Origin of the sequence: Ruegeria sp. 6PALISEP08, assembly GCF_001238295.1 — a bacterium.
Taxonomy (GTDB): Bacteria; Pseudomonadota; Alphaproteobacteria; order Rhodobacterales; family Rhodobacteraceae; genus Ruegeria.
Genome location: NZ_LGXZ01000008.1, coordinates 91,456 through 115,816, shown reverse-complemented (window position 1 = coordinate 115,816; position 24,361 = coordinate 91,456). Strand labels below are relative to the sequence as shown.

General features: G+C 57.7%; 24 protein-coding genes and 1 riboswitch. Of the genes, 17 read left to right on the top strand and 7 right to left on the bottom strand.

The annotated features are described in order from the left end of the window. Positions 1–6: 6 nt before the first annotated feature. The gene (locus ALB80_RS13505; RefSeq protein ID WP_050604603.1) at positions 7–1,311 is read right to left on the bottom strand and encodes an FAD-binding oxidoreductase; all 1,305 of its coding nucleotides are present in this window, start codon (positions 1,309–1,311) and stop codon (positions 7–9) included. Between the two features lie 48 nt (positions 1,312–1,359). After that, positions 1,360–2,148 (bottom strand): IclR family transcriptional regulator, encoded by a 789-nt coding sequence (locus ALB80_RS13500; RefSeq protein ID WP_050604602.1) that lies wholly within the window; start codon positions 2,146–2,148, stop codon positions 1,360–1,362. A 298-nt stretch (positions 2,149–2,446) separates the two neighbouring features. On the opposite strand from ALB80_RS13500, the gene ALB80_RS13495 reads away from it, so the two are divergent. The 14 genes from ALB80_RS13495 (at position 2,447) to radC (ending at position 14,134) form a co-directional block, all read left to right on the top strand. Further along, positions 2,447–3,448, top strand: coding sequence for an ABC transporter substrate-binding protein (locus tag ALB80_RS13495; protein WP_050604696.1), 1,002 nt, complete (start codon positions 2,447–2,449; stop codon positions 3,446–3,448). 102 nt (positions 3,449–3,550) lie between these two features. Further along, positions 3,551–4,357: a taurine ABC transporter ATP-binding protein gene (locus tag ALB80_RS13490; RefSeq protein WP_050604601.1), complete on the top strand. Its 807-nt coding sequence runs from the start codon at positions 3,551–3,553 to the stop codon at positions 4,355–4,357. After that, the gene (locus ALB80_RS13485; RefSeq protein WP_050604600.1) at positions 4,354–5,622 is read left to right on the top strand and encodes an ABC transporter permease subunit; all 1,269 of its coding nucleotides are present in this window, start codon (positions 4,354–4,356) and stop codon (positions 5,620–5,622) included. Before ALB80_RS13490 ends, ALB80_RS13485 begins: the two co-directional genes overlap by 4 nt. Before the next feature lie 209 nt (positions 5,623–5,831). Beyond that, a riboswitch (TPP riboswitch) is annotated at positions 5,832–5,938 on the top strand. 44 nt (positions 5,939–5,982) lie between these two features. Further along, on the top strand, positions 5,983–6,786 hold the full coding sequence (thiD, locus tag ALB80_RS13480) for a bifunctional hydroxymethylpyrimidine kinase/phosphomethylpyrimidine kinase (protein ID WP_050604599.1): 804 nt from the start codon (positions 5,983–5,985) through the stop codon (positions 6,784–6,786). Continuing rightward, the gene (locus ALB80_RS13475) at positions 6,783–7,760 is read left to right on the top strand and encodes an FAD-dependent oxidoreductase (protein WP_172677892.1); all 978 of its coding nucleotides are present in this window, start codon (positions 6,783–6,785) and stop codon (positions 7,758–7,760) included. Before thiD ends, ALB80_RS13475 begins: the two co-directional genes overlap by 4 nt. Further along, complete coding sequence (thiS, locus tag ALB80_RS13470) at positions 7,744–7,938, top strand: sulfur carrier protein ThiS (RefSeq protein ID WP_050604597.1); 195 nt, start codon at positions 7,744–7,746, stop codon at positions 7,936–7,938. The genes ALB80_RS13475 and thiS overlap by 17 nt, the downstream gene beginning before the upstream one ends. Positions 7,939–7,940: 2 nt before the next feature. Further along, positions 7,941–8,705, top strand: a complete 765-nt coding sequence (locus ALB80_RS13465; protein WP_050604596.1) for a thiazole synthase — start codon at positions 7,941–7,943, stop codon at positions 8,703–8,705. After that, a complete protein-coding gene (locus tag ALB80_RS13460) occupies positions 8,702–9,298 on the top strand; it encodes a thiamine phosphate synthase (RefSeq protein WP_050604595.1) in 597 nt (198 codons plus the stop codon). The genes ALB80_RS13465 and ALB80_RS13460 overlap by 4 nt, the downstream gene beginning before the upstream one ends. Then, complete coding sequence (locus ALB80_RS13455; protein WP_050604594.1) at positions 9,295–10,260, top strand: HesA/MoeB/ThiF family protein; 966 nt, start codon at positions 9,295–9,297, stop codon at positions 10,258–10,260. The genes ALB80_RS13460 and ALB80_RS13455 overlap by 4 nt, the downstream gene beginning before the upstream one ends. Positions 10,261–10,280: 20 nt before the next feature. Next, entirely contained in the window at positions 10,281–11,216 is a 936-nt protein-coding gene (locus ALB80_RS13450) for an ABC transporter substrate-binding protein (RefSeq protein ID WP_050604593.1), read from the top strand. Continuing rightward, positions 11,213–11,887, top strand: coding sequence for a thiaminase II (gene tenA / locus ALB80_RS13445; RefSeq protein ID WP_083445308.1), 675 nt, complete (start codon positions 11,213–11,215; stop codon positions 11,885–11,887). The genes ALB80_RS13450 and tenA overlap by 4 nt, the downstream gene beginning before the upstream one ends. Further along, positions 11,884–12,612: an ABC transporter ATP-binding protein gene (locus ALB80_RS13440; RefSeq protein ID WP_050604592.1), complete on the top strand. Its 729-nt coding sequence runs from the start codon at positions 11,884–11,886 to the stop codon at positions 12,610–12,612. The genes tenA and ALB80_RS13440 overlap by 4 nt, the downstream gene beginning before the upstream one ends. Next, positions 12,609–13,343 carry an ABC transporter permease gene (locus ALB80_RS13435; protein WP_050604591.1) on the top strand — a complete coding sequence of 245 codons (735 nt, stop codon included), beginning with the start codon at positions 12,609–12,611 and terminating at the stop codon, positions 13,341–13,343. Before ALB80_RS13440 ends, ALB80_RS13435 begins: the two co-directional genes overlap by 4 nt. A gap of 35 nt (positions 13,344–13,378) precedes the next feature. Continuing rightward, entirely contained in the window at positions 13,379–14,134 is a 756-nt protein-coding gene (gene radC, locus ALB80_RS13430) for a DNA repair protein RadC (protein ID WP_050604590.1), read from the top strand. Positions 14,135–14,137: 3 nt separating this feature from the next. Here radC and ALB80_RS13425 read toward each other — a convergent pair whose 3' ends face one another. The 3 genes from ALB80_RS13425 to secA all read right to left on the bottom strand — a co-directional run bounded on the left by ALB80_RS13425 (position 14,138) and on the right by secA (position 19,460). Then, positions 14,138–15,688 carry a phosphate ABC transporter substrate-binding/OmpA family protein gene (locus tag ALB80_RS13425; protein ID WP_050604589.1) on the bottom strand — a complete coding sequence of 517 codons (1,551 nt, stop codon included), beginning with the start codon at positions 15,686–15,688 and terminating at the stop codon, positions 14,138–14,140. 24 nt (positions 15,689–15,712) lie between these two features. Then, positions 15,713–16,642: a hypothetical protein gene (locus tag ALB80_RS13420; protein ID WP_050604588.1), complete on the bottom strand. Its 930-nt coding sequence runs from the start codon at positions 16,640–16,642 to the stop codon at positions 15,713–15,715. A gap of 100 nt (positions 16,643–16,742) precedes the next feature. After that, entirely contained in the window at positions 16,743–19,460 is a 2,718-nt protein-coding gene (gene secA, locus ALB80_RS13415; protein ID WP_050604694.1) for a preprotein translocase subunit SecA, read from the bottom strand. 176 nt (positions 19,461–19,636) lie between these two features. On the opposite strand from secA, the gene ALB80_RS13410 reads away from it, so the two are divergent. The 3 genes from ALB80_RS13410 to mutT are packed head-to-tail and all read left to right on the top strand — an operon-like array spanning position 19,637 to position 22,113. Then, positions 19,637–20,485: a peptidylprolyl isomerase gene (locus tag ALB80_RS13410; protein ID WP_050604587.1), complete on the top strand. Its 849-nt coding sequence runs from the start codon at positions 19,637–19,639 to the stop codon at positions 20,483–20,485. Positions 20,486–20,491: 6 nt separating this feature from the next. Next, positions 20,492–21,718: a bifunctional glutamate N-acetyltransferase/amino-acid acetyltransferase ArgJ gene (gene argJ, locus ALB80_RS13405; protein ID WP_050604586.1), complete on the top strand. Its 1,227-nt coding sequence runs from the start codon at positions 20,492–20,494 to the stop codon at positions 21,716–21,718. Further along, on the top strand, positions 21,715–22,113 hold the full coding sequence (gene mutT, locus ALB80_RS13400) for an 8-oxo-dGTP diphosphatase MutT (RefSeq protein WP_050604585.1): 399 nt from the start codon (positions 21,715–21,717) through the stop codon (positions 22,111–22,113). The genes argJ and mutT overlap by 4 nt, the downstream gene beginning before the upstream one ends. A 105-nt stretch (positions 22,114–22,218) precedes the next feature. Here the strand turns inward: mutT and ALB80_RS13395 are convergent, their stop codons facing one another. Both ALB80_RS13395 and ALB80_RS13390 read right to left on the bottom strand, forming a co-directional pair. Continuing rightward, on the bottom strand, positions 22,219–22,629 hold the full coding sequence (locus ALB80_RS13395; RefSeq protein WP_050604584.1) for a nuclear transport factor 2 family protein: 411 nt from the start codon (positions 22,627–22,629) through the stop codon (positions 22,219–22,221). A gap of 497 nt (positions 22,630–23,126) precedes the next feature. Then, entirely contained in the window at positions 23,127–23,978 is an 852-nt protein-coding gene (locus ALB80_RS13390; RefSeq protein WP_050604583.1) for an FkbM family methyltransferase, read from the bottom strand. Between the last annotated feature and the right edge of the window lie 383 nt (positions 23,979–24,361).

Here is a 24,361-nt window from a genome sequence, read left to right as displayed (position 1 = left end):
TAGGCGCTATCGGGTTTCTAGCCAGTCCATCAGGCGCATCGACCAGACTGCCGAACCTAAACCTGCAACCTTGAACGAGCGATAGGGCATGGCTCGCACGGGGGTGGTTGGAAACGTCAGAGACCCTGGATCAGCCCCCAATGCACGCTCGGCCAGCACCCGACCCATGACATGTGACATTGCAACGCCACGCCCGTTATACCCAAGCCCGATTAGAAGACCCGGCTGCGGTTCATGCAGGTGAGGCAGGTGATCGTCGGTGATCGCAATACGCCCTCCCCAGCGATAGGACCAGTTGGCACCTTTCAACTGAGGGAAAACGCGTTCGGCGTCCCGTTGAAGCCAGTCGAAACCGCCCAAATTGCCCGCGCGATCCACGCGACCCAACCCACCGTAGACCAATCGATTGTCTGGCTCGCGCCGCGCATACATGATGATACGTCGGCTGTCCGAGATTGTGTGCCCCCGCGGCAGGATCGAAGCGACGATATCTTCTGGCAAAGGGTCTGTTGCGATTTGGATCGGTGTCAGGGGCAGGATGCTGTTGGGCAGTTTCGGCACCAGTGGTCCAGTATAGCCATTGGTTGCAACGATCACCGTGTCGGACGTGACCGAACCCTGATCTGTGCGCAGTTGCCACTTCCCGCCGACCTTGTTCATCGAGGTAACAGCGCTGTTTCCAAAAATCGAAACGCCGCGCTGTTGGGCGGCGCCTGCCACGCCGCGCGCCAGCATCATCGGTTGCACCGCACCGCCGCGCGGGGTCACGACACCACTGGAATAGGCGTTTGTGCCCGAACTGATTCTCAGATCGTCGCCGCGTAGAACCTCCATTCCTGCGCCAAAGTCGTTCCAGGCTTTCACATCAGCCTCGGCCTTACGCAAAGCTCGATCATTGTGCAGCACCCTCAACCAACCTTTTTGTCGCGCCTGACACGGGATCTGATAGGTGTCGATCAGTGAAAACAACTCATCTGCCGAGTTTAACGAGGTCTCGGTCAAACGCTCGAAGTAAGTCTGCCCCAGCATTCGGCGCAGATCCTCGGGAGAGTTAAAGGGCAGCATCGGATTGACCTGCCCGCCGGTGCGTCCGGAAGCGCCCCAGCCCACATCACCGGCATCAAGCACAACAACAGACGTGCCTGCTTCGGCCAAGGCCAGCGCCGCGCGCAGACCGGTGAAACCCGCGCCCAGAATGGCCACATCCGTGTGTAGATCACCGGACAACTCTGGGCTCTCGGGTTTCTGCGGCGCAGTGGCGGCCCAAAGCGAGTTTGGCCGTGTGGCTATGGGCGGCGGCGTTGCGAGCATAAGACTCTCGTATATCAGAACTGTTATTCCAATATTCGATAGTAGTGCTCAGGTCGTCAAGTCGAAGTTTTCCGGGGCCTCGCCTCCGATCCGGGCGCAGATCTCAGCGGCGGTTTGTTTCAGCATGTCGAGATGGGCAAGCAATTCCTCAGGCGTGTATTCTGCCGTAAATGTCCAGGCAGAAAGGCAGGCAGCCACCTTGCCTTGTTCATTCCAAATCGGGGCGGACATGCCCATGACCTGTAGAAATTCCTCTTTTACCACAATTGCATAGCTCTGGTTCCGAACGACATCCAGATCCGCTTCAAGCTCTGGCAGGCTGGTCCGGGTGAACTCGGTGAACTTTTCCAACCCGGCTGAGTCGAGCACGGAACGGCGTTGATTCTCGGACATAAAGGCAAGAAAAACCTTACCCGCAGCGGTGCAGTGCAGCGGGGCATGATCGCCCGGGCGTGCGGCATACCGTACGGCAACGTGGTTAGACGTCCGCAAGTAAAGAATGGTATCACCATCCAGCACAGACAACGCGATGTTCATACCGGTCGCTTCGCTCAGACGGTCTACAGGTTCGGCCACAACTTGCTGAAGATCGGGATGGCGGAACCCGGCACGCGCCCAATCCTGAAACCGCGAACCGGGTTTGTAGGTTCTGCCAGTTCTTTCATATTCGACCAGCCCTTCGCTTTGCAGGACGGCTAAGACACGGTGGCACGAGCTTTTGACGAAACCGGTCTGTGTGACAATGTCCGAAAACACCATTGGCCTTTTGGCATGGGTCAGGACATCCATGATCTTAGCGCACTTTGCGACGATCGAGCTGTCTGTTGATCTCGCCATGTCTGCTCCTAAAGCTATTACATTGCAGAACTACGACGAGATTATACTCGTTTCAAGTCTTTGTGTGACCGTTCTTGCAGGGTTGAGCAATAAACAGTTGACGGAGAGAATATGCACTCTCTAATGTTTTAATTCTGAAAAGCTGTTCTGCAGAACGATAGAGTATAGGGCTTCAAGATCGGCGGCGTGCAACAACAAAAAACGGGCGGCACTGTACCGCAAGATGCACCCAACGCTCCCTCTACAGTAATACGGCGGCTTACGCTGAAAACAAAAAATGACCCAACCGGAGGATACTATGAAGAAAACATTCGCCACTCTCGCAGCGACCAGTGTGCTTGCGCTGACAAGCCATGCGGTGCTTGCGCAGGATCTGGAAGAATTAACTGTCGCATACTTCCTGGAATGGCCCCTTCCCATGTTGGAAGCCAAAGCCAACGGAACCTATGACGAGGCGCTTGGCCTCAAAGTAAACTGGGTAAGCTTTGAAACCGGCACGGCGATGAGCGCGGCCATGGCCTCGGGCGACGTGCAGATCGCGGTCAGCCAAGGTATCCCGCCATTTGTTGTTGCTGCATCAGCAGGTCAGGCGATTCAAGTGGTCGATGTCGCTGTGACGTATTCTGAGAACGACAACTGTGTTGTGTCGGAAGCGCTGGAGATCGACAAGGAAAATGCCAGCGAACTGGCAGGCAAAAAGGTCGCTGTGCCGCTGGGCACCGCCGCGCATTATGGGTTCCTGCGCCAGATGGATCATTTCGGTATCGACCTGGCCGGCCTTGAAGTTGTCGACATGGCCCCGCCTGAAGGCGCTGCTGCATTAAGCCAGGGCGCGGTTGATTTCGCCTGTGGATATGGCGGCGGTCTGTCCCGGATGAAAGAACACGGCAACGTGTTGCTGACCGGCGCAGAAAAAGAAGAGCTGGGTATTCTGGTGTTCGACGTAACCTCGGCTCCAGAAAGCTTTATCTCGGAAAACCCGGAACTGGTCGCACAGTTCTTGCAAGTGACAGCAGATGCAAATGAGCGCTGGAACTCGGGTGCCGGTGGTGACGCAATGCTTGAGGTCGTTGCCAAAGAATCCGGTATGGACCTTGAAGGTGCGCGTGCCGCGATCGGGACGATGGGCTTCCCCAGCATGGATGATCAGCTGTCGTCGAAATGGCTGGGCGGCAACGTGCAGACCTTCATGAAAGGCGTGGCCGATGTGTTTGTCGAGGCCGGCAGCATCGACGGTGCGCTGGACAGCTATGACAACTCGGTCAACACCGAGCCGATGACGATTGCCGACGGCAAGTAACAAGGTCCGGCGTGGCGCAATTCCATGCGCCCGCCAATCTTTCCCCGGCAATCGGGCGTGCTGCCTGCGTGTGGCGGCGCCCTCATCTATAGAGAGAGGGATATGACAGGTTTATCCATCGAAAAAATCTCCATGCGTTTTGACTTGCCCAACGGAACGGCGGTGCAGGCGTTGAAAGACGTCACGTTGCATCTGAACGAAGGCGAGTTGCTGAGCGTGCTGGGCCCCTCGGGTTGCGGCAAGACCACATTGCTGAACATCGTCGCGGGTTTTCTGGCCCCAACCGAAGGGCAGATCGTGTTGAACGGCCACACGGTCACCGGCCCTGATGCCGAACGCGGCATGGTGTTTCAGAAGGGCGCCTTGTTCGAATGGATGAGCGTGCGGGACAACGTAAGCTTTGGTCCTCGAATGAAGGGCCAGAAGGAAGCGCAATACGCTGCCGAGGTCGACCATCTGCTCGAGGTCGTGGGCCTTCAGGACTTCAAGGAAAAGGCGATCTATGAATTGTCTGGCGGGATGCAGCAGCGCGTGGCGCTGGCGCGGTGTCTGGCCAATGACCCGGATGTCATCCTGATGGACGAACCGCTGGGCGCGCTGGATGCGCTGACCCGTGAAAAAATGCAGTCTTTGGTTTTGAAACTGTGGAAAGAGACTGGCAAGACCATCATCCTGATCACCCACTCGGTGGAAGAAGCGCTGCTGCTGGGCGAGCGTTTGCTGGTGATGGCCCCCAGACCGGGGCGCATTCACAAGGAATATCGTCTGCCCTTTGCGGATATGGGTGTCGACCAGGACCTGCGTGAAGTTAAGAAACACCCTGAATTTGCCATCAACCGCGAAGAGATCCTGGGCATGATCTGGGACATGGAAGAAGAAATCATGGGTCGGACGGAGGCAGCGCAATGATCCCCATTCTGATCTATATCGCGATTTTTATCGGTGCCTTCTTTGTGGTCAAACTTGTGACTGCCGGCACAGACCGCCATGATTTCACGTCTCTTAAAACGGTTACTTTTGGCGATGAAAGCGCCGTCGTCTCAGATCGTAAGGCGTCAATTATCTCGATCGTCGCCATCATCGTGCTTTGGGGTGCATTCACCGGGTCGGTCTTGTTGCCGTCCTTCTTGCACGCGCCCGGGCCTTACGTCGGAGAGGACTCGTTTACTTACACGGTTGAAACGGCAGATGGGCAGACCGATGACGCCACAGTGACGGTGATCGTGCACCCTGCGGATGCGCCGGTGGACGAACCCGAAGTCGCGCCCGGCGATGGCTTTGCCAAAGACGATGTGGTCGTGGTGCAGGCCTATCGCAGCAAATTGGCCCGTCTTGACCGAAATGATGAGATCGGTCGCGACGAAGGGGCCAAGATTGTTGCCGTGAATGGCCAGCCGATTCAGCCGGGTGGTGTTGTGAACACCGATTTCGGCCGTGTGGTCATGTCGCAGCGTGGCACGCTCAACATTGACCCGGACAAAGGCTGGCAGATGGAGCCGATCTGGCTGCCAGCACCGGAAAACGTTTTCGAACGGTTGGGCGAAATTGCCAGCGAAGGCTTCCGGAACTTCACCCTTTGGGAGCATCTGGGCTATTCGCTGTTCCGCGTGATCGTGGGCTTCCTGTTGGGATCGCTTGTGGGCATTCCCTTGGGCTATGCCATGGGTCTGTCCAACTGGTTCCGTGGGTGGTTCGACCCGATCGTCGAATTCATGCGCCCGGTTCCGCCGCTGGCTCTGATCCCGCTGGTGATTATCTGGGCGGGGATCGGTGAGGGTGGCAAGATCATCCTGCTGTTCCTGGCGGCGCTCTGGATCATGGCGATCGCAGCCCGTTCTGGTGTGTCCGGCGTGAACATCTCTAAGGTACACGCGGCGTATTCCCTTGGGGCGTCAAAGTGGCAGGTGATGCGCCATGTGATCATCCCCAATTCGTTGCCAGAAATCTTCACCGGTGCGCGGGTTGCCATGGGCGTGTGCTGGGGTACGGTTGTGGCTGCTGAACTGGTCGCCGCTGAAAAAGGGGCCGGCATGATGATCATGGTTGCCTCGAAATTCCAGAACACCGACATCGTGATCATGGGCATCATCCTGATCGGTGTCATCGGGTTCGGTATCGACATGCTGATGCGCTGGGCTGAACGTGTTCTGGTACCTTGGAAAGGTAAAAGCTGATCGACTTGCACCAGACGTCAACACGCGTCTGATTTCATCAATACAGATCATGAGGCGCGGTTTCCCGGTCGGGGTGCCGCGCTTCTTTCGTTTTCGCGCCTGCGGTTCGGGTATTCAGACCATAAATCCTGTCCAGCGATATAGCCAGTTTGCTGACCAATAATGTCCAATTGGCTCTTGCGTTCGGCGTCAGTGGCTGAGATTGTCCGCTTCAACCGTTGGGGTGCCCTGTCTGAAGGGCTGAGAGGCGCGGCTGCGCTAACCCATCGAACCTGATCCGGGCAATTCCGGCGTAGGGAACGGTCTTATGATTACAGACAGTTTTCCTGCATCGTTGCCCTAAGAAGATGGAGCGACGACATGGCTGCAATTGCCTTGACCATAGCGGGATCTGACAGCGGCGGCGGCGCCGGGATACAGGCCGATCTGAAGGCCATGTCAGCGCTTGGTGTCTTTGGCGCAAGTGTGATCACGGCCGTCACAGCACAGAACACGCAGGCCGTCACAGCGGTGCACGGCATTCCTTTGGATGTGATCGAGGCGCAAATTTACGCGGTGCTCAGCGATTTGGATGTCAAAGCCGTCAAGATCGGTATGCTGGCGACACCAAAGATCATTCAAACAGTTGCCAACGGGTTGGCCGATTTTCAGGGACCCGTTGTTTTAGACCCGGTAATGATCGCCAAGTCCGGTGACGCCTTGCTGGCGCAAGAAGCAATCCAGACATTGCGCGATGTGTTGTTGCCTATGGCGGCGGTTTTGACGCCAAACCTGCCCGAAGCCGCCCGCCTGTTGGATGCACAAGAGGCTGAAACCCCGGATGAGATGGCCGCGCAGGGGCAGGCCCTTTGCGCTTTGGGTGCGCGCGCGGTGTTGATGAAAGGCGGCCACGGCGCAGGCGAGGTGTGTCATGATCTGCTGATCGATCCGACGGGTATTGTGGCAGAGTTCCGGGCCCCGCGCCGGAATACCAAAAACACGCATGGCACGGGTTGTACTTTGTCATCTTCGATCACGGCGGGTTTGGCCAAGGGTATGCCTTTGAAGAATGCGTCTGCGCAAGCGCATGAATATCTGCAAGGCGCCATTACGCGGGCGGATGAGTTAAACGTGGGTTCCGGGCATGGTCCGGTTCATCATTTCCATCAGGTCTGGTCCAAGTGACACTTTGGTCCGTCATAGGAGCCGGGGTTGCCGGTCTGGCCGTCGCCAGCGAACTGATATCGCGCGGCGCGAAGGTGCAGGTGTTTGATCCCGGCGGCCTGCCCGGTCCGCACGGTTGTTCATGGTGGGCCGGGGGAATGCTGGCCCCCTGGTGCGAATACGAAAACGCTGAAGAGCCGGTGCTGAGACTGGGTCAGCAGGCCATCGGTTGGTGGGCCAGCCGCACACAGGTGCAGCGGCGCGGTACTCTGGTTGTTGCCAATGCCCGAGACCTTTCAGACTTGCGCAGGTTTGCGCGCCGGACTGAAGCGTTTACAGATGTAGATCGGGTAAAAATTACCGAATTAGAGCCTGATCTTCATGGATTTGGGAAGGGTCTGTTCTTTGATCGGGAAGCCCATCTTGATCCCCGTCAGGCATTGCAGGACCTGTACCGGGGGTTGAAAGAGCAAGGGGTGGAGTTCCACCAAAAACTGGCCCCTGCGCAGCTTGAGAATACAATCGACTGTCGCGGTCTGCACGCGCGCGAATACCTTCATGATTTGCGGGGCGTGAAGGGTGAAATGTTGGTTGTGCGCTGCCCCGACGTGACACTGACGCGTCCTGTGCGTCTATTGCACCCCCGGATGCCGCTTTACGTCGTGCCGCGGGGCGATGGTGTCTACATGCTAGGCGCAACCATGATCGAAAGCGAAGACAGCAGTCGCATCACGGCCCGTTCCATGCTGGAACTGCTCAGCGCGGCCTATGCCCTGAACCCGGCCTTTGGTGAGGCTGAAGTATTGGAAATCGGCGTCGATCTGCGCCCTGCCTTTCCCGACAATTTGCCCCGCATCCGTCGCTTGGGCCGGACAATCTATGCCAATGGACTCTATCGGCACGGCTACCTTCTGGCCCCAGCGTTGGCGCAGGGCGTGGCGGATCTGGCGCTGGACAACACACATACGGAGATGGTCGATGAAGATCGTGCTTAACGGCGAGACGCGCGACGTGCGCGCCCAAAATTTGGCCGAGCTGCTGGACGAATGCGGGTTCACGGGCCGTGTCGCCACCGCAGTGAACGAAGACTTCGTGCCGTCCAGCCTGCGCATTGCGCACAAACTGACCAACGGCGACCGGGTCGAAGTCGTTGCGCCGATGCAGGGGGGGTGAGGATGAAAACCTTTTACGACACGGAACTGTCAAACCCTTTGATGCTGGGCACGGCCCAATATCCTAGTCCCGCCATTCTGGAACGGGCCTTTCGCGAAAGTGGCGCTGGGGTCGCAACCGTATCCTTGCGCCGCGAATCCGGTGCCGGGCAGACCTTTTGGCAGATGGTCCGGGAACTGGGCGTCTTGATCCTGCCAAATACGGCTGGCTGTCACACGATAAAAGAGGCTGTGACCACCGCCCATATGGCCCGCGAAGTTTTCGAAACGCCGTGGATCAAATTGGAACTGATCGGACACACGGACAGCTTGCAACCAGATGTGTTCCAGTTGGTCGAAGCCGCCCGTATCCTGACCGACGACGGGTTTCAGGTGTTCCCCTACACCACCGACGATCTGATCGTGGGCGAACGCTTGCTGGAAGCGGGATGCGAGGTGTTGATGCCTTGGGGCGCGCCCATTGGGTCCGGGCGTGGTCTGAATAACGAATACGCCCTGCGTGCAATGCGGGCCGAGTTTCCGGATGTTCCGCTGGTGGTGGATGCCGGTATCGGCCTGCCCAGCCATGCGGCCCACGCGATGGAGCTGGGCTATGACGCCGTGCTGCTGAACACGGCTGTGGCCCGCGCCGGAGATCCCGTTCTAATGGCCAAAGCCATGGCGCAGGCGACGCTGGCCGGGCAGTTGGCCCATCAGGCGGACCCGATCGAGGCGCGCGATATGGCCGAACCCTCGACCCCTGTTGTTGGAAAGGCATTCCTGTCATGACGCTGGATCGTTTTTATCCAATCTTTGATCACTCGGACTGGCTGCGCCGGATGTTGCCTCTGGGGGTCAAACTGGTTCAGTTGCGCGTCAAGGATCAACCGGATCAAAAGGTGCGTGACCAGATAGCGGCCTCGCGTGATCTCAGCCGCGCCTATGGGGCGGTTTTGGTGATCAACGATTACTGGCAGGACGCCATCGATTTGGGTTGCGATTGGATTCACCTGGGGCAGGAGGATCTGGACGATGCCGACCTGAAAGCCATCCGAAAAGCGGGTCTAAAGCTGGGGGTTTCCACCCATGATGATGATGAGCTTGAGCGTGTGCTGGCCATGGATCCCGATTACGTGGCGCTGGGACCGGTCTATCCAACCATCCTGAAAAAGATGAAATGGCATCAGCAGGGCCTGCCCCGCGTGACCGAATGGAAGGCACGGGTTGGTGACATTCCTCTGGTTGGCATCGGTGGCATGAGTGTCGAACGTGCAGCAGGTGTGTTGGAGGCCGGGGCCGATATTGTCTCGGCCGTCACGGACATTACCCTGAACGCTGACCCCGAAGGGCGGGTGCGTGCATGGATCGAGGCCACAAGATGAGTCGATACGCCCGTCAGACGCTTCTTCCCGAAGTCGGAGCCGAAGGGCAAGGCCGCCTGTCTGCCGCCCGAGTTTTGGTGGTGGGCGCGGGCGGGTTGGCCGCACCGGTCCTGCCGCATTTGACAGGGGCCGGAGTGGGGCGGATCACGATTGTCGATGGTGACACGGTCGATATGTCGAATCTGCACCGCCAAACACTGTTTTCCGAGGCAGATTGCGGGCACCCGAAGGCAGTGCGCGCCGCTGACCGATGTCGCGCGTTGAATGCCGAGGTGGAGATTGCTGCGCTGCATCAGAAACTCACCAGCGAAAACGCGGCTTCACTGGTCGCGCAAGCTGACGTCGTTCTGGATTGCGCGGATAGCTACGCGGCCAGCTATATCCTGTCGGACACGTGCCTGGCGCAAGGCAAACCGTTGATCAGCGCCTCGGTTTTGGGGCTTTCGGGCTATGTCGGTGGTTTCTGCGGCAGGGCTCCGTCCCTGCGCGCTGTGTTCCCGGATGCGCCGGACAGCGGAGCGAGCTGCGCCACAGCGGGCGTTCTGGGTCCTGTGGTTGGCGTGATCGGATCGATGCAGGCGCAAATGGTGTTCAACCTGATTCTTGGATTGGAGCCATCACCCTTGGGGCAGATGGTGCAATACGATGCGCGTACCCTGCGCAGCACCGGGTTCCGCTTTGACGATGCACCCGAGCCGAATACATGCTTTCGGTTCCTGTCTGCCAATCAACTGACGGATACCGACCAGATCGTGGAACTGCGCGATATCGAAGAAGCACCAGTTCCAGCACATCCAGATGCCATCCGTATGTCGCCGGAAAATTTGCTAAGAATAGACCCTAACAAAGGGAAAAGGCTAGCGCTGTGCTGCGCTACGGGCCTGCGGTCGTGGCGCGCAGCCGAACAGATACAATCGGATTGGCCAGGCGAGATCGTCCTCGTCGCGGCCTCAACCTCGTGAGTGAAAAGGAAACGCGAGACATGAAAAAGCTGATGACAGCCATTGCCCTTCTAGCTGCAGCGCCAGCTTGGGCCGAAGACAAGATGACCGTCCTGCTGGATTGGTTTATCAACCCTGACCACGGACCCATCATCGTGGCGCAAGAAAACGGCTATTTTGCCGAGCAGGGGCTTGAAGTCGAGATTGTCCCACCCGCGGATCCGTCCGCCCCGCCCCGTCTGGTGGCTGCCGGTCAGGCGGAACTGGCCGTGTCGTATCAGCCGCAGCTGCACCTGCAAATCCACGAAGGCCTTCCCCTGAAACGCGTTGGCACACTGGTCGCGACACCGCTGAACTGCCTTCTGGTGTTGGAAGATGGTCCGATCAAGTCGCCCGCAGACCTCAAGGGCAAGAAAATCGGCTTCTCGGTTGCCGGTGTCGAAGAAGCCATCCTTGGCACCGTTCTTGGCAAATATGACGTTGCTCTGGACGATGTTGAGCTGATCAACGTCAACTTCTCGCTCTCGCCGTCGCTAATGACTGGTCAGGTAGACGCGGTGATCGGGGCTTATCGCAATTTTGAACTGAACCAGATGGATATCGAAGGTCGTCCCGGCACTTGCTTCTATATCGAGGAAGAAGGCGTGCCGTCTTATGACGAGCTGATCTACGTCGCCAACCCCGAAACGATGGATGCAGACAAGATCGCCCGTTTTCTTGCCGCGACCGAAAAGGCGACCCAATACATCGTCAATAATCCAGAAAAAAGCTGGGAGATCTTCTCGGCCACCTCACCTGAGCTGCGGGATGAGCTGAACGCCCGTGCCTGGGTCGACACGCTGCCACGTTTTGCGCTGCGCCCGGCAGGTTTTGATGCCGGTCGGTATGCCCGGTTCGAAGCGTTCCTGAACGAAAGCGGCATGATCGACAGCATCCTTCCGGTCAGCGACATCACCATCGATGTGACCGCGCAATGAACGATTATGGCAAAGCCTTCGCGTTGATGCGTGACGCAGCGCAAGAGCCGTGGCGGGATTATACCCGCCACGCTTTTGTCGAGGGGATGAAAGACGGTACGCTTCCGCGCGAGGCGTTTCTTCACTATCTGCGTCAGGATTACGTTTTCCTGATCCATTTCTCTCGTGCTTGGGCACTGGCAGTGGTGAAATCTGAAACGCACGAAGAGATGTTGGCTGCGTCACGTACTGTGAATGGCCTGATCAGCGAAGAGATGAAGCTGCATATCGGTGTTTGCGAAGCCGAAGGTATTTCGCAGGCCGAGCTGTTTGCGACCCCGGAAAGACACGAGAACCTCGCCTATACCCGCTTTGTCCTTGAAGCAGGATACAGTGGTGATTTGCTGGACCTTCTGGCAGCGCTGGTGCCTTGCGTCATGGGTTATGGTGAGATCGGTGCGCGACTTACGTCTGAAGCGAGCTCCGAAACTTATCGAGACTGGATCAACACTTATGCTGGTGAGGATTATCAAGGCGCTTGTAAAGCGGTTGGAGAGTTGCTGGATTCGGCTCTAACTCGGCGCATTGGGGCGGATTTCGAGGCTTCTCCTCGTTGGGATCGCCTCTGTAAGACCTTCCGCACAGCAACTGAGTTGGAAGTCAACTTCTGGCAAATGGGCCTGACCCCATGACCCTTGCACCCGATCTGACAATCAGCGGATCAGCCACAATCGACGGCGCGACTTTGTTTGCGCCGCTGACCCTGTCCCTTGGGGCGGGGGCTTGGACCTGTTTGCTGGGCGGATCGGGCGTGGGAAAAACCACCGTTTTGAGGCTGATCGCGGGGCTTGAGACCGGGGGCACTTTCTCGGGCAAGATCATGGCCAGCGACGGTCTGTTGGTCTCGGACCGGGTGGCATATATGGCGCAGGATGACCTTCTGCTGCCCTGGGCGACGGTGGCGCAGAACATTTCACTTGGTGCGCGGCTGCGGGGCGAAAAGCCCGACCTGGATCGGCGCGACCGCCTGATCAAACGGATGCGCCTGCAGGATCATATGACCAAGAAACCGTCCGAGTTGTCGGGGGGGCAAAGACAGCGCGTCGCGCTGGCCCGAACGCTGATGGAAGATCGGCCCATCGTGCTGTTGGATGAGCCGTTTTCGGCGCTCGACGCCCGTACTCGCGCGGATATGCAGGATCTGGCCGCCGAGGCGTTGGCCGGACGGACCGTTCTTTTGGTCACGCATGACCCCGGTGAAGCCGCGCGCTTGGGGCAATCCATTGTTGTCATGACAGAACATGGCCTGACCCATTGTGAACCGCCGCATGCCCCGGCCCCGCGCAGCGTGGATGATTTGGCGACACTGGAAACTCAGGGTGCTTTGCTACGACTTCTGCGGGAGGGTGCAGCATGAAGTACCTGTCCGCACTGGCAGCCACCCTGTTTGCACTGGTCATCTGGCAGGGGATTGTGACCCTGACCGGGTTGCCAAAGTTCATCCTGCCTGGACCCGCCTTAGTGGCCGAAACCTGGTGGCAAAACAGGTGGTTGATCGCCGAGCATGCGTGGATCACCGCAGTTGAAGTTGTCATAGGCTTGGCCTTCGGAACGGTGCTGGGCGTCATCACAGCACTGCAATTGGCGAATTCGCGCGCCGCGCGAGTTTTGGTGCAACCGATGCTGGTGTTCACACAGGCGCTGCCGGTCTTTGCGCTGGCACCGTTGCTGACCCTGTGGCTGGGCTATGGCCTGTGGTCCAAGGTCGCGATGGCGGTGCTGATCATCTATTTCCCAATCACGTCGTCCTTTTTTGACGGGTTGATGCGAACACCGCCGGGCTATCTGGATCTGGCACGCACGATGCAGGCCAGCAAACGGTCGGTGCTGTGGCACATTCGTATTCCGGCGGCCCTACCATCGTTGGCTTCGGGTATGCGTTTGGCGGCAGTGTATGCGCCGATCGGGGCGGTGATTGGTGAATGGGTCGGCTCGTCGCAAGGGTTGGGCTATTTGATGCTGCTGGCCAATGGCCGCGCCAAGACCGACCTGATGTTTGCGGCGATGCTGACGCTGGGTGTGTTCTCGATCCTTCTGCACATGATCGTCCGCCGCGCCACCGCGCACATGGCGGGGGAGGCGCGTTAACCAATCAGAAACCGATTCTGCGTCAGGATGAACCCATGACACAGGACGCCTTTGCCGAAGCCCCCATGCTGTTTGACACGGACGAAGCGCCAGCGCAGCCGCTGCCCTCTGGTCGGTTACCCTCCTACATTAAAGACCATCGCAAGCGGCTGCGCGAACGCTTCATGGCGGGCGGGTCGGCGGCCATGCCGGATTATGAGTTGCTGGAATTGGTGCTGTTTCGCTCCATCCCCCGGCAAGACGTAAAGCCGCTGGCACGTGCTTTGCTGGATGCCTTTGGGGATTTCAACCGCGTGTTGACCGCACCGGAAGAACGGCTGCGGCAGACCAAAGGCGTGGGCGATTCGGTGATCACGGACCTGAAGATTCTTGAAGCTTGCGCCCATCGGATGGCGCGCGCTCGGGTGATGCGGCGGCATGTGATCTCGGGTTGGGATGCGCTGTTGGATTATTGTCACACCACCATGGCCCATCGCGAAACCGAGCAGTTTCGGGTGTTTTATCTGGACCGTAAAAACGTTCTGATCGCCGATGAGGAGCAAGCCAAAGGCACCGTTGATCACGTGCCGGTCTATCCGCGCGAGGTGGCGAAACGGGCGCTGGAGCTGAATGCTTCGGCCTTGATATTGGTCCATAACCACCCGTCTGGCGATCCGACGCCCTCGCAATCGGACATCGATATGACCAACCGCATTCAGGATGCTTGTTCGGCCTTGGGGCTGACCCTGCACGATCACCTGATCATCGGCAAATCGACCGAGCTGAGCTTTCGGTCGGAAGGGTATTTGTAACCTCTACTGAACCCAGATTTCGACCCGACGGTTGACCTTGCGACCCCATTCGGTGTCATCACAGGCCATCGGCATCGCTTCACCAAAGCCTTCGGCGGAAACCTCGATACCTTCGGGCAATGACGACTCCACAGCCGCCAGCACGGCATTTCGCACGGTTTGCGCGCGCCGCAAGGCGATGCGTGCATTTGCAGCGGCCCCGCCGTCACCGTCACTGAAACCGGCAAACACCAGCTTGCGCGCCTTCAATGATCCGGTTTCAAGCATCTGAGCCAGGTGCTGAATGTTCGAGCGAGATTGCGCATCGGGGCGTGAGGATCCGGGCTCGAACCGAACAGACAAGGACAGACGCGACAATGGGCGCAGCGTGTCGATCATGCGCTGCAACTCTTCCAGCCCAACCTCGGCCCCCCCTGTGACGATGGCATTGGCAAGCCTGTCGCCCTGTACGCCAACTGGCAGAGTTTCGGGCGATTGGTCGATATAACCTGCGCCCCGTATCGCCATCTGCGCCCCAGGGCTTTGGGAATACGCCAGAAACTGCCGTGCAATCCGTGGCAGACGCCGGTCCGGCAGATAAAGGAACATCGGCAGGGTCAGAGGATAATCCTCGGTCTTGATCGATTGTCGGGTTGCGGCAAGCGGATGCCCGCAGCCTCCGGTCAACGGCAGGGTGCGGGTAACATCGGCCACAGCCTTGCTGGCAATCCCGATGGAAAAGGGGTCTTTTGCCACAGCGTCAATCAGATCGCGCGTTCGGCTATGAGGAATTGCCGCCTTGGATAATTCGGCACCCGCAGTTCTCAGAACCTGATCCTCGACCGCCTGTGCAAGCCCAGAGCCCGTTTCCGGGACATGCAAGGCGATCGGAGCGTCCGGCCCCCCTAAATCCACCCAGTTGGTCACATCACCGGACAGAACGCGTATCAAATCCGCCATCGAAATCTGCTGTATCATGCTGTCCGGGGCCACCACCGGGACCATGGCGTCCAACGCGATAACCCGCGACCGTCGTGACCGTTTCAGATCGCCCAGACCTGCGGCCTCGGCCTCTTCTCGTTCTGCCTCGCGCACTTCACGCTGGGCCATCACGATATCTGTCTGATCCGCGATAAAGTCACTGAACCCACGCGCTGTTGTGCCGACGTTAAAATAGAACCGTGCCAGAGGTGCGGAACGGTTGGCCTGTCTGAGCTCATAGACGAAACTGTCCGAATCCACGCGGGCGGGGGTTGCCGTCAGGTTTTCCTGCTGCGCGAACCCGATGATCAAAGCGGGCAAAACTGTTTCGGCCATGACCGATGAGCCGGAAAACCAAAGCTCGGCCACAAAATCCGTCAGGTTTGGACAGGCGGGACCGTCGCAGGTGACGCCAGACCCATCCACCGTCAAAGCGCCAAACTGAGTTTCAACGCGGTAAAACTCGCCGTCAAAACCCAATAGATTGCCGGTCACTTCGACCTTGCCGTCATGCGACGTCAGGGTGATATCCTGCGCCACAGCGCCAGTTGCGAATGAAATCAGCGCAGCTGCCGCTACACGGAAAATTGTCATAAGAGAGTCGAACCTGCCTGCGGATTACTTTGTCGCAATTGTCAGGTCTGAGAGCAAATTATTCAACACCAGAAACTCACCGGCCTGTGAACAATCGGGCAGGGTCAGCGACATGTCGCGAGACCGCAAGCGGCGGTCTGACAGCAGCTCCAGTGCTTGCACGTTCAGCGTGTGCCCACAATTTGCTTCTGTCACTTCGGCCTCGACCGTCAGGTCGATCGTGCCGGACTGATCCGTTGCGCCGGCAGGGAAAGAATACACTTCGATATTCTGTGCCTTTTCGTGACCGGTCTGACCCAGGCGGAGGACATCTCCAGCGCCGTTGGCCGATGCGTCATCCCATACATGGCCATTGCCGCCATAGCTGGCGCCAAACTCTAATGCGTGGATTTGCAACTCGGTCTCGCCTTGCCATTGCAGAGCCACACGATTGTATTCGGCAATGTCAGTCACGTGAGTGGTGGCGACCGAGCCGGTTTCATCTTCGAACGAAATTAGGAAAATCGCATATTCCGACAAGGCCGGGATCGTCATTTGCAACGCGCCGGACGCGTCGGTCATCTTGCTGACAGTCAAGCCACTGTGATGGATTTCAACACGTTCTTCGGTTTTGCACGGCGCTTTGAGCGACAGACGAGCCATTGCGCCGGGAACGGCAATAGCGCGGGCGCTGATATTGCAATCCGACGTCCCGGGAGCTGAAGGAGCCACGCGAGAAACCGGAGCGGTATTGCCAGGAACAGCGTCTGAGGGTGTGTCTGAGGGTGTGGCCGAGGTCAAAACGATGTCTTCCAGCCCCGACAGAACCGAGGACTGCTGCGCGGCCGAAGCCACATCTACACCCGCCTGCGCACGGTTGTGCTGCGCAGTTGGGCCGTTTTGCATCAAGTAGCCTATGCCCAACGCACAGGCGACCGTGCCACACATGGTCACGTAGTTGCGAACTACAAACAAGACACCCTCCCCAGTTGAAGGAGCAGCTTGTACCTTCGCCTCGAATCGCGGCCAATTTGTGGCCGCGAGGCGGACTCATTGTGATCAGAAGATGTTTACGTCAGGTCAATCTGCCATGGCAGTGCTTGAACTTCTTACCTGTTCCGCAGGGGCAAGGGTCGTTGCGCGATGGGTTGCCCCAGGTTGACGGATCGTTTTCGTCAAACCCAGGAAGTGCGTCGCCTGATGCCGCAGCTTCGGCCTTTGCTTCGGCCTGTTCGGTGGCCTGATCGACTGCCTGTTGCGTCTGCGCCTGTTGTGCTGCCATCTGCGCCATCATCTCTTTCTGTTCTTCCTCGGTCAGAGGTCGCACACGAGACAATTGCTGCGTCACGGTTTCGCGCAAGGAATCCAACATCCCTTCGAACAGCTGAAAGCTTTCGTTCTTGTATTCGTTCAGCGGATCGCGCTGGGCATATCCGCGGAAACCCACGACAGAGCGGAGATGTTCCAGCGTCAGAAGATGCTCGCGCCATTTGCTGTCGATGGTTTGAAGCAGAACCTGCTTTTCGATGTTGCGCATATTCTCGGGGCCAAAGGCCACGGCCTTTTGCGCCATCATCTCGTCGGCGGCCTTGACCAGACGTTCGCGGACCTGCTCGTCATCCACGCCTTCCTCCGCGGCCCAGTCTTGAACCGGGGCGTCGATGGTCAGCTTGTCCTTGATCGCCTCATGCAGTCCGTCTGTATCCCATTGATCAGCATAGGATTTCGGCGGCATATATTCGTCGATCAGGTCGTCGATCACCTGTTCGCGCATATCCGATACGATTTCGGACAGGTCATCGGCCGACATGATCTCACGCCGCTGGCTGAACACCACCTTACGCTGGTCGTTCATCACGTCGTCGAATTTCAAAACGTTCTTGCGCATGTCGAAGTTGCGGCCTTCGACCTTGGATTGCGCCCGTTCCAGCGACTTGTTCACCCAGGGGTGTACAATTGCCTCGCCCTCTTTCATGCCCAGCGTCGTCAGCACCTTGTCCAGGCGCTCCGAGCCAAAGATGCGCATCAGGTCGTCTTCCAGGCTCAGGTAGAACACAGTGCGGCCGGGGTCACCCTGACGGCCCGAACGGCCCCGCAGCTGGTTGTCGATGCGGCGGCTTTCGTGGCGTTCCGAGGCCATCACATACAGACCACCAGCAGCCAGAACCTTTTCCTTTTCCTCGGCATGGCGCGCCTCTTCCGCCGCGCGCAGTTCGGACGGGTCGGCGTCGGGGTTTTCTTCCAGCGCCTTCAGCACCTTCATTTCGACATTGCCGCCCAGCTGAATATCGGTGCCGCGACCGGCCATGTTGGTGGCAATCGTCACAGCACCCAGACGGCCTGCATCGGCAACGATCTGGGCTTCCTGCTCGTGCTGGCGGGCGTTCAGAACGTTGTGCTCGATCTTCTCCTTGGTCAGCATCTGGCTCAGCAGTTCCGATTTCTCGATCGAAGTGGTGCCCAGCAAAACCGGTTGGCCTGTTTCTTGCGCCTTTTGGGTTTCGGAGATCATCGCGCCGTATTTTTCAAGGGCGGTGCGATAGACCTGATCATCCTTGTCGATACGGGCAATCGGCTTGTTGGTTGGAACCTCGACCACGCCCAGACCATAAATTTCCTGAAATTCTTCGGCTTCGGTCAGCGCGGTGCCGGTCATGCCGCCAAGTTTGTCATACAGGCGGAAATAATTTTGGAAGGTCACGCTGGCCAGCGTCACGTTTTCCGGTTGGATTTGAACGTTTTCCTTGGCTTCAATCGCCTGATGCAGACCTTCTGACAGGCGGCGGCCCGGCATCATGCGGCCAGTGAATTCATCGATCAGCACCACATTTCCGTCGCGCACGATGTAGTCTTTGTCGCGCTGGAACAGTTTGTGCGCGCGCAGACCCTGGTTCACGTGGTGCACGACCGTGGTGCTTTCCGGGTCGTACAACGAATGCCCCTCTGGGATCAGCCCACCTTCCAGCAACAGTTGTTCCAGAAACTCGTTGCCTTCATCGGTGAAGGTCACGTTACGCGCCTTTTCATCCAGAGCAAAGTGATCTTCATTCAACGAAGGAATCAGCGCATCAATGGCCGTATAAAGATCCGAACGGTCCTGGGCAGGACCCGAGATAATCAGCGGTGTCCGTGCTTCGTCGACCAGAATCGAGTCGACCTCGTCTACAATCGCAAAGTTGTGGTGTTTCTGATAAACCTGCTCCAGATCTGCTTTCATGTTGTCGCGCAGATAATCGAAGCCCAGTTCATTGTTGGTGGCATAGGTGATGTCGCATTTATAGGCGGCCATCTTCTCGTTATCGGGCTGACCTGACCAGATCACGCCGGTGGTCATGCCCACGGAGGCAAACACCTTGCCCATCCATTCCGAGTCGCGCTTGGCCAGGTATTCGTTCACCGTGACGATATGCACGCCCTTGCCGGTCAGAGCGTTCAGATAAGCAGGGAGGGTCGCGACCAGCGTCTTGCCCTCACCGGTTTTCATTTCCGAGATATTGCCCTGATGCAGGAAAGCCCCGCCCATCAACTGCACATCAAAGGCGCGCAGACCCAATGCACGTTTGGCGCCCTCACGTACGTTGGCGAAGGCTTCCGGCAGCAGATCATCCAGGCTTTCGCCATCCAGCGCCCGTTTGCGCAGTTCTTCGGTCTTGTCGATCAGACCCTGATCCGACAGTTTCTCGAACTCGGGTTCCAGCGCATTGATCTTTTCGACCAGCGGGCGGGTCGCCTTGATCTTGCGGTCGTTCGGTGTTCCGAACACCTTTTTGGCGAGCGTTCCGAGTCCCAGCATGTTCACTCCAGCGGATCTGTTCTTATCGTGGTTGCGACAGGCTTGCCCACCTTGCGCGCAACCCATAGATACGGGGGGTGAAAGGCGGCCCTGTCCAAGGCTTCAAAGCGATGTAAGCGGCAGGTTCCAGAGTGTCAACGCCGCGCCCTGTCGCGGCAAGGAAATAGGATGATTCAATGCCCAAAGGCCTCACTTTTCTGCCATCGCTGGCTCTGACTGCCATGATGGCACTGCCGCTGGCCGCCGAAACCCAGCCCGATGCGTCCACGGTTGTGGCGCGCGTGAATGGTGATGAAATCACACTCGGTCACGTGATTGCGACCGTTGCCGTTCTGCCGGCGCAATACCAGCAGGCCGAAGATGACGTACTTTTCGATTTCGTGTTGGAACAACTGATCCAGCAGCAATTGCTGGGACAGCAACAAGATGGTCTGAACAAACAGAACGCGTTGACACTCGACAACGAAAAACGGTCGCTTCAGGCGGTTCAGACGGTCGCAGCCCTGACCGAAACCGTCGTCACGGACGAGGCCATTCAGACTGCCTATGACGCGCAGTTCAATGAATTTGCGGGCGAAGACGAATTCGACGCCAGCCATATTCTGGTTGAGACAGAAGAAAAAGCCAAAGCGCTCAAGGCACAGCTTGATGACGGTGCCGATTTTGCCGAGCTCGCACGTGAGAACTCGACTGGCCCGTCCGGCCCCAATGGCGGTGCATTGGGATGGTTCGGAAAAGGCCAGATGGTGCCCGAATTTGAAGGCGCAGTGATCGCGTTGGAAAAAGGGCAGGTGTCGAATCCGGTCCAGACCCAGTTTGGTTGGCATCTGGTCAAACTGAACGACAAGCGTAAGACCGAAGCGCCCGAGCTGGATGCCGTGCGAAATGAGCTGGCCCAAACCATCCAGCAGGACGCCATTCAGGCGCGGATCGACGAACTGACGCAGCAGGCGCAGATCGAACGCCCCACGCTGGACGGCGCAGGCCCCGAGGTCATGCGCCAACTGGACCTGATTCAGGAGTAAAGACCCGTGGCCACGATCACAAAGGTTTCGCCGCTGGCGCCTGCGTCCTTCCCTGAACTGCCTGCGATTGACGGTGTGCGTTTTGCCACCGTCGAAGCGGGCGTGCGCTATCAGGGCCGCACCGATGTCATGCTAGCCGTTCTTGATCCGGGCACGTCTGTCGCCGGGGTCTTTACCCGTTCAGCCACACGGGCCGCGCCGGTGCTGGACTGCCAGGAGAAAATCGGCGGGTCCAGTGATGGGCCTGCGGCGATCCTAGTGAACTCGGGCAACGCCAATGCTTTTACCGGGCATTATGGTCAATCATCGGTGGCCGAGGTGACGCAGGCCGTCTCGAAGGCAACCGGCGTTCCGGTCGAACGGGTCTTTACCTCATCCACCGGCGTGATCGGTGAACCGCTGCCGCATGACCGCATCGTCTCGCAGCTTGAGGTCTTGAAATCCGGCCTCAGCCGCCACGCCATAGAAGACGCCGCACGTGCTATCATGACCACCGACACGTTCCCGAAAGGGGCCAGCGCACAGGTTGAGATTGATGGAAAAACAGTCTCTATTGCAGGGATTGCGAAGGGATCCGGCATGATCGCCCCGGACATGGCGACCATGCTGGTCTATATCTTCACCGACGCACAGGTCGAGCAATCGGCGCTGCAATCGATGCTGGGCGCTCAAACCGACCGTACCTTTAACTGCATCACTGTGGACAGTGACACCTCGACCTCGGACAGTCTGCTGCTGTGCGCAACTGGCGCGTCGGGCGTGGACGCCTCTGGCAACGCTGCGTTTGCCGAGGCTTTGGAAACGGTGATGCTGGATCTTGCCCAGCAAGTGGTGCGCGACGGGGAAGGGGCAACGAAATTCGTGGAAATCCGCGTGACCGGAGCCGCCACGGATGCCGACGCGAAGGCCCACGGACTGGCGATTGCCAACTCTCCGCTGGTCAAAACCGCTATCGCGGGTGAAGACCCCAACTGGGGCCGCGTGGTCATGGCCATTGGCAAATCCGGTGCGGCGGCGGACCGTGATCTGCTGAGCATTTCCTTTGGTGACATTCTGGTGGCCGAGAAAGGGTGGGTCAGCCCCGATTACCGCGAGGAAGCTGCGGCCGATTACATGAAGGGTCAGGATCTGGTGATCTCGGTTGATCTGGGTCTGGGCGACGGGCGTTCCACAGTTTGGACCTGCGACCTGACTCATGGCTACATTGAGATTAACGCGGATTACCGTTCATGAAGACAGTATTAGTGTCTGCTGTTGCCCTGATCGACATCGAGGGGCGGGTTCTGCTGGCCCAACGTCCCGAGGGCAAATCCATGGCGGGTCTCTGGGAATTCCCCGGCGGAAAGATCGAACCCGGCGAAACGCCCGAAGCTGCCCTGATCCGCGAATTGCACGAGGAACTGGGCATCGACACCTGGGCCTCGTGCCTCGCACCGTTGACCTTCGCCAGCCACAGCTATGAGGACTTCCACTTGCTGATGCCGTTATTCGCCTGTCGCAAGTGGGAAGGAATTCCGCAGTCGAAGGAGGGACAGGCGCTGAAATGGGTGCGCGCGAATGATCTGCGCAACTACCCGATGCCTGCGGCGGACGTGCCGTTGATTCCGATCCTAAGGGATTGGTTGTAGGCGTGTGACAAGGCGGGCACTTCAGTGACCTGATCAGTGATCTGATTGGGCGACGGTTGCAAATATCGAAGCGGCCATAGCCGACCATTTCTCAGTATTTGAGCTTTAGGCCCAGCCTAGTTGCTTCAAAGAGTGAGTGTCGTTCCAGATCTTGGTCATATGACTGATCTTGTCGCCGTCGAACTCGATCGCGTAAACGTAATCGGCAGCCAGCTTTTTCCAAGTGGCCGGCACGGGCCCATCAACTGAATGGGTTCCATGGAAAACGGCGAACGCGTTTACAATTCCGCGCTCATCATCTGTCGAAAAGGATTTGAGTTCGTAATGCCCATCCGGAATAGGTGTTAACAGTCCCTTCATCCAGTCAGCGTAGCCTTCCAAGGTAGTAACGTCAGCCAGCGCGTCGGCTTGCGCCGAAAATGTAGCCCCCTCGTGACAGAAGTCCTTGCACCCGTCCCAGCCCTTACCTGTATCGCAGGCCTCTAAGAATTCTCTTCCGATTTCTTGGATTGACATTCGTTCCGCCTTTCAAAAATCTACCAAACTTTTCGGGCAATAAGTCGAACTTCACCTAACAGGGTACGCCCAATTGGGTGGATTTCAAAATGGTTTACTCTTGGCCTCGGCATGTGCACCGCGGCTGGTGGGAGTGACGCTAAAACCCCTGGTTGCACCGATGCGGATGAAGTTTGCTTTAAGGCGCGACGCCCAAACAGAAAGGTCTCTCACCAACCCTGATACAATTTGCGAGATTTGAGAAAACATCGGGCAAAACTTGACGTTGATCGTGCCTCTTTCCCTCAACTGAGGCCGCGGCATTCACGGCTTGGTTTTGTCACATCGTCCGCTGTCGTTGTACCAAGTGTCGAGGGGATAAAATGCGGACGGTCAATGGTTGACCCTGAAACGCTGCAAATGCGTGGGCAAGAAGGGTGGATCAAAGAATGTCCAGGCACTTTCACGCCGCCAAAAAAGCCGATCGTGAAAGCCACCAGACTCAAACCGCATTTCTTTCAGCGCAACAACAGCTTGTTGTGGTTCGGGTTTTTGAACAGCAATACGCCATCCGTTTCGATCTGTGGACGCCCTTGGATCAACGTATGAATAACTGGGCGGTCCATCTCGATCTTCCATCCTTTCGACAGGAAAAACTCCTGCAAAGCGCCTTCAAGATAGCGAGAGTGCGTTCCGATAAACACGCGTTTTACAAGCTTTTCTATGCTATCGAAATTGTTCCGCACAAAGTCCAACTCCGAACCCTGAATGTCGATATGCAGCAAATCGACAGCTTCGCCATTCGAGAGGTTCTCGAGCGTATAACAATCCAGCTCGGTATAGTTGCCTTTGGCTCGGGCTTTGGCCAGGATCTCTTCGTTCGGATAAAAAATCGGCTCTGCGCCCCAGTTTTCATGTGCCTTTTCAAATTTGGGGAATAGCGCGATGCCTTCCTTGCTGGCGGCAACTCCGTTGACGAGACGGAATTCGTCCGGATTGAAACCGTTCAGCTGAAACGTTCGCTCGGCATTCGCCAGATGAGAACCGTCACCTTCAATACCGATCAAATCAACGTTCAAGCCTCTTTTTTTCGCGACGAAGCCCATGTTGTTCAACCAGCATGCCCAACCACAGCCGAGCTCGATTATTCGATAAGTGCCAGACGCCTCTTTCACAGACAGAAGTGCCGCCGCCCATTCCGCGATGTCGGCATGCCAATTTCCCGGATCGGGGATCGCCTCTACCGAGCCTGCCAACGGTTCCAGAATGCTGGGCATCACGCGAGGTTCGATCCTGACGCCACGGAAGTTGGTTATCAACCCGTCTCTTGCTTCTGGATCAGGTTCGGCGAAATCGCGAATCAATTCCATGGCCGGGAACTCGCAGATGTAGTTGTACAGCGGATGTCCGGCACCGGCGTGGTATACCTGAGTTCGCGTATTAGGGCAAAAATGCCGTCTGAAGTATCGCCGTAGTCCCACGCTTTTGTCCTGGAGTAATTAGAGGGCCACCTCTCATTGATCGGATAGCAGACATTGTCCAGCTTTCCCCGGCAAAAAAGCAGTGGTTGTCGCGCTATCGGGTTTTCGGCGCAGTGTTCCGGGGCGGCCTATACATTAGGTCGTGGCCTACGTGCTATCTCGTGTCAGCGCCTTTCGTCCTAAATCGTTTTTTGCGCGAAGAATCCAGAAGCTTGCGTCAAGTTCAACCCGGATCTTGGCAGTCTCGTCCAATTGCACGGCATGCGCATCTT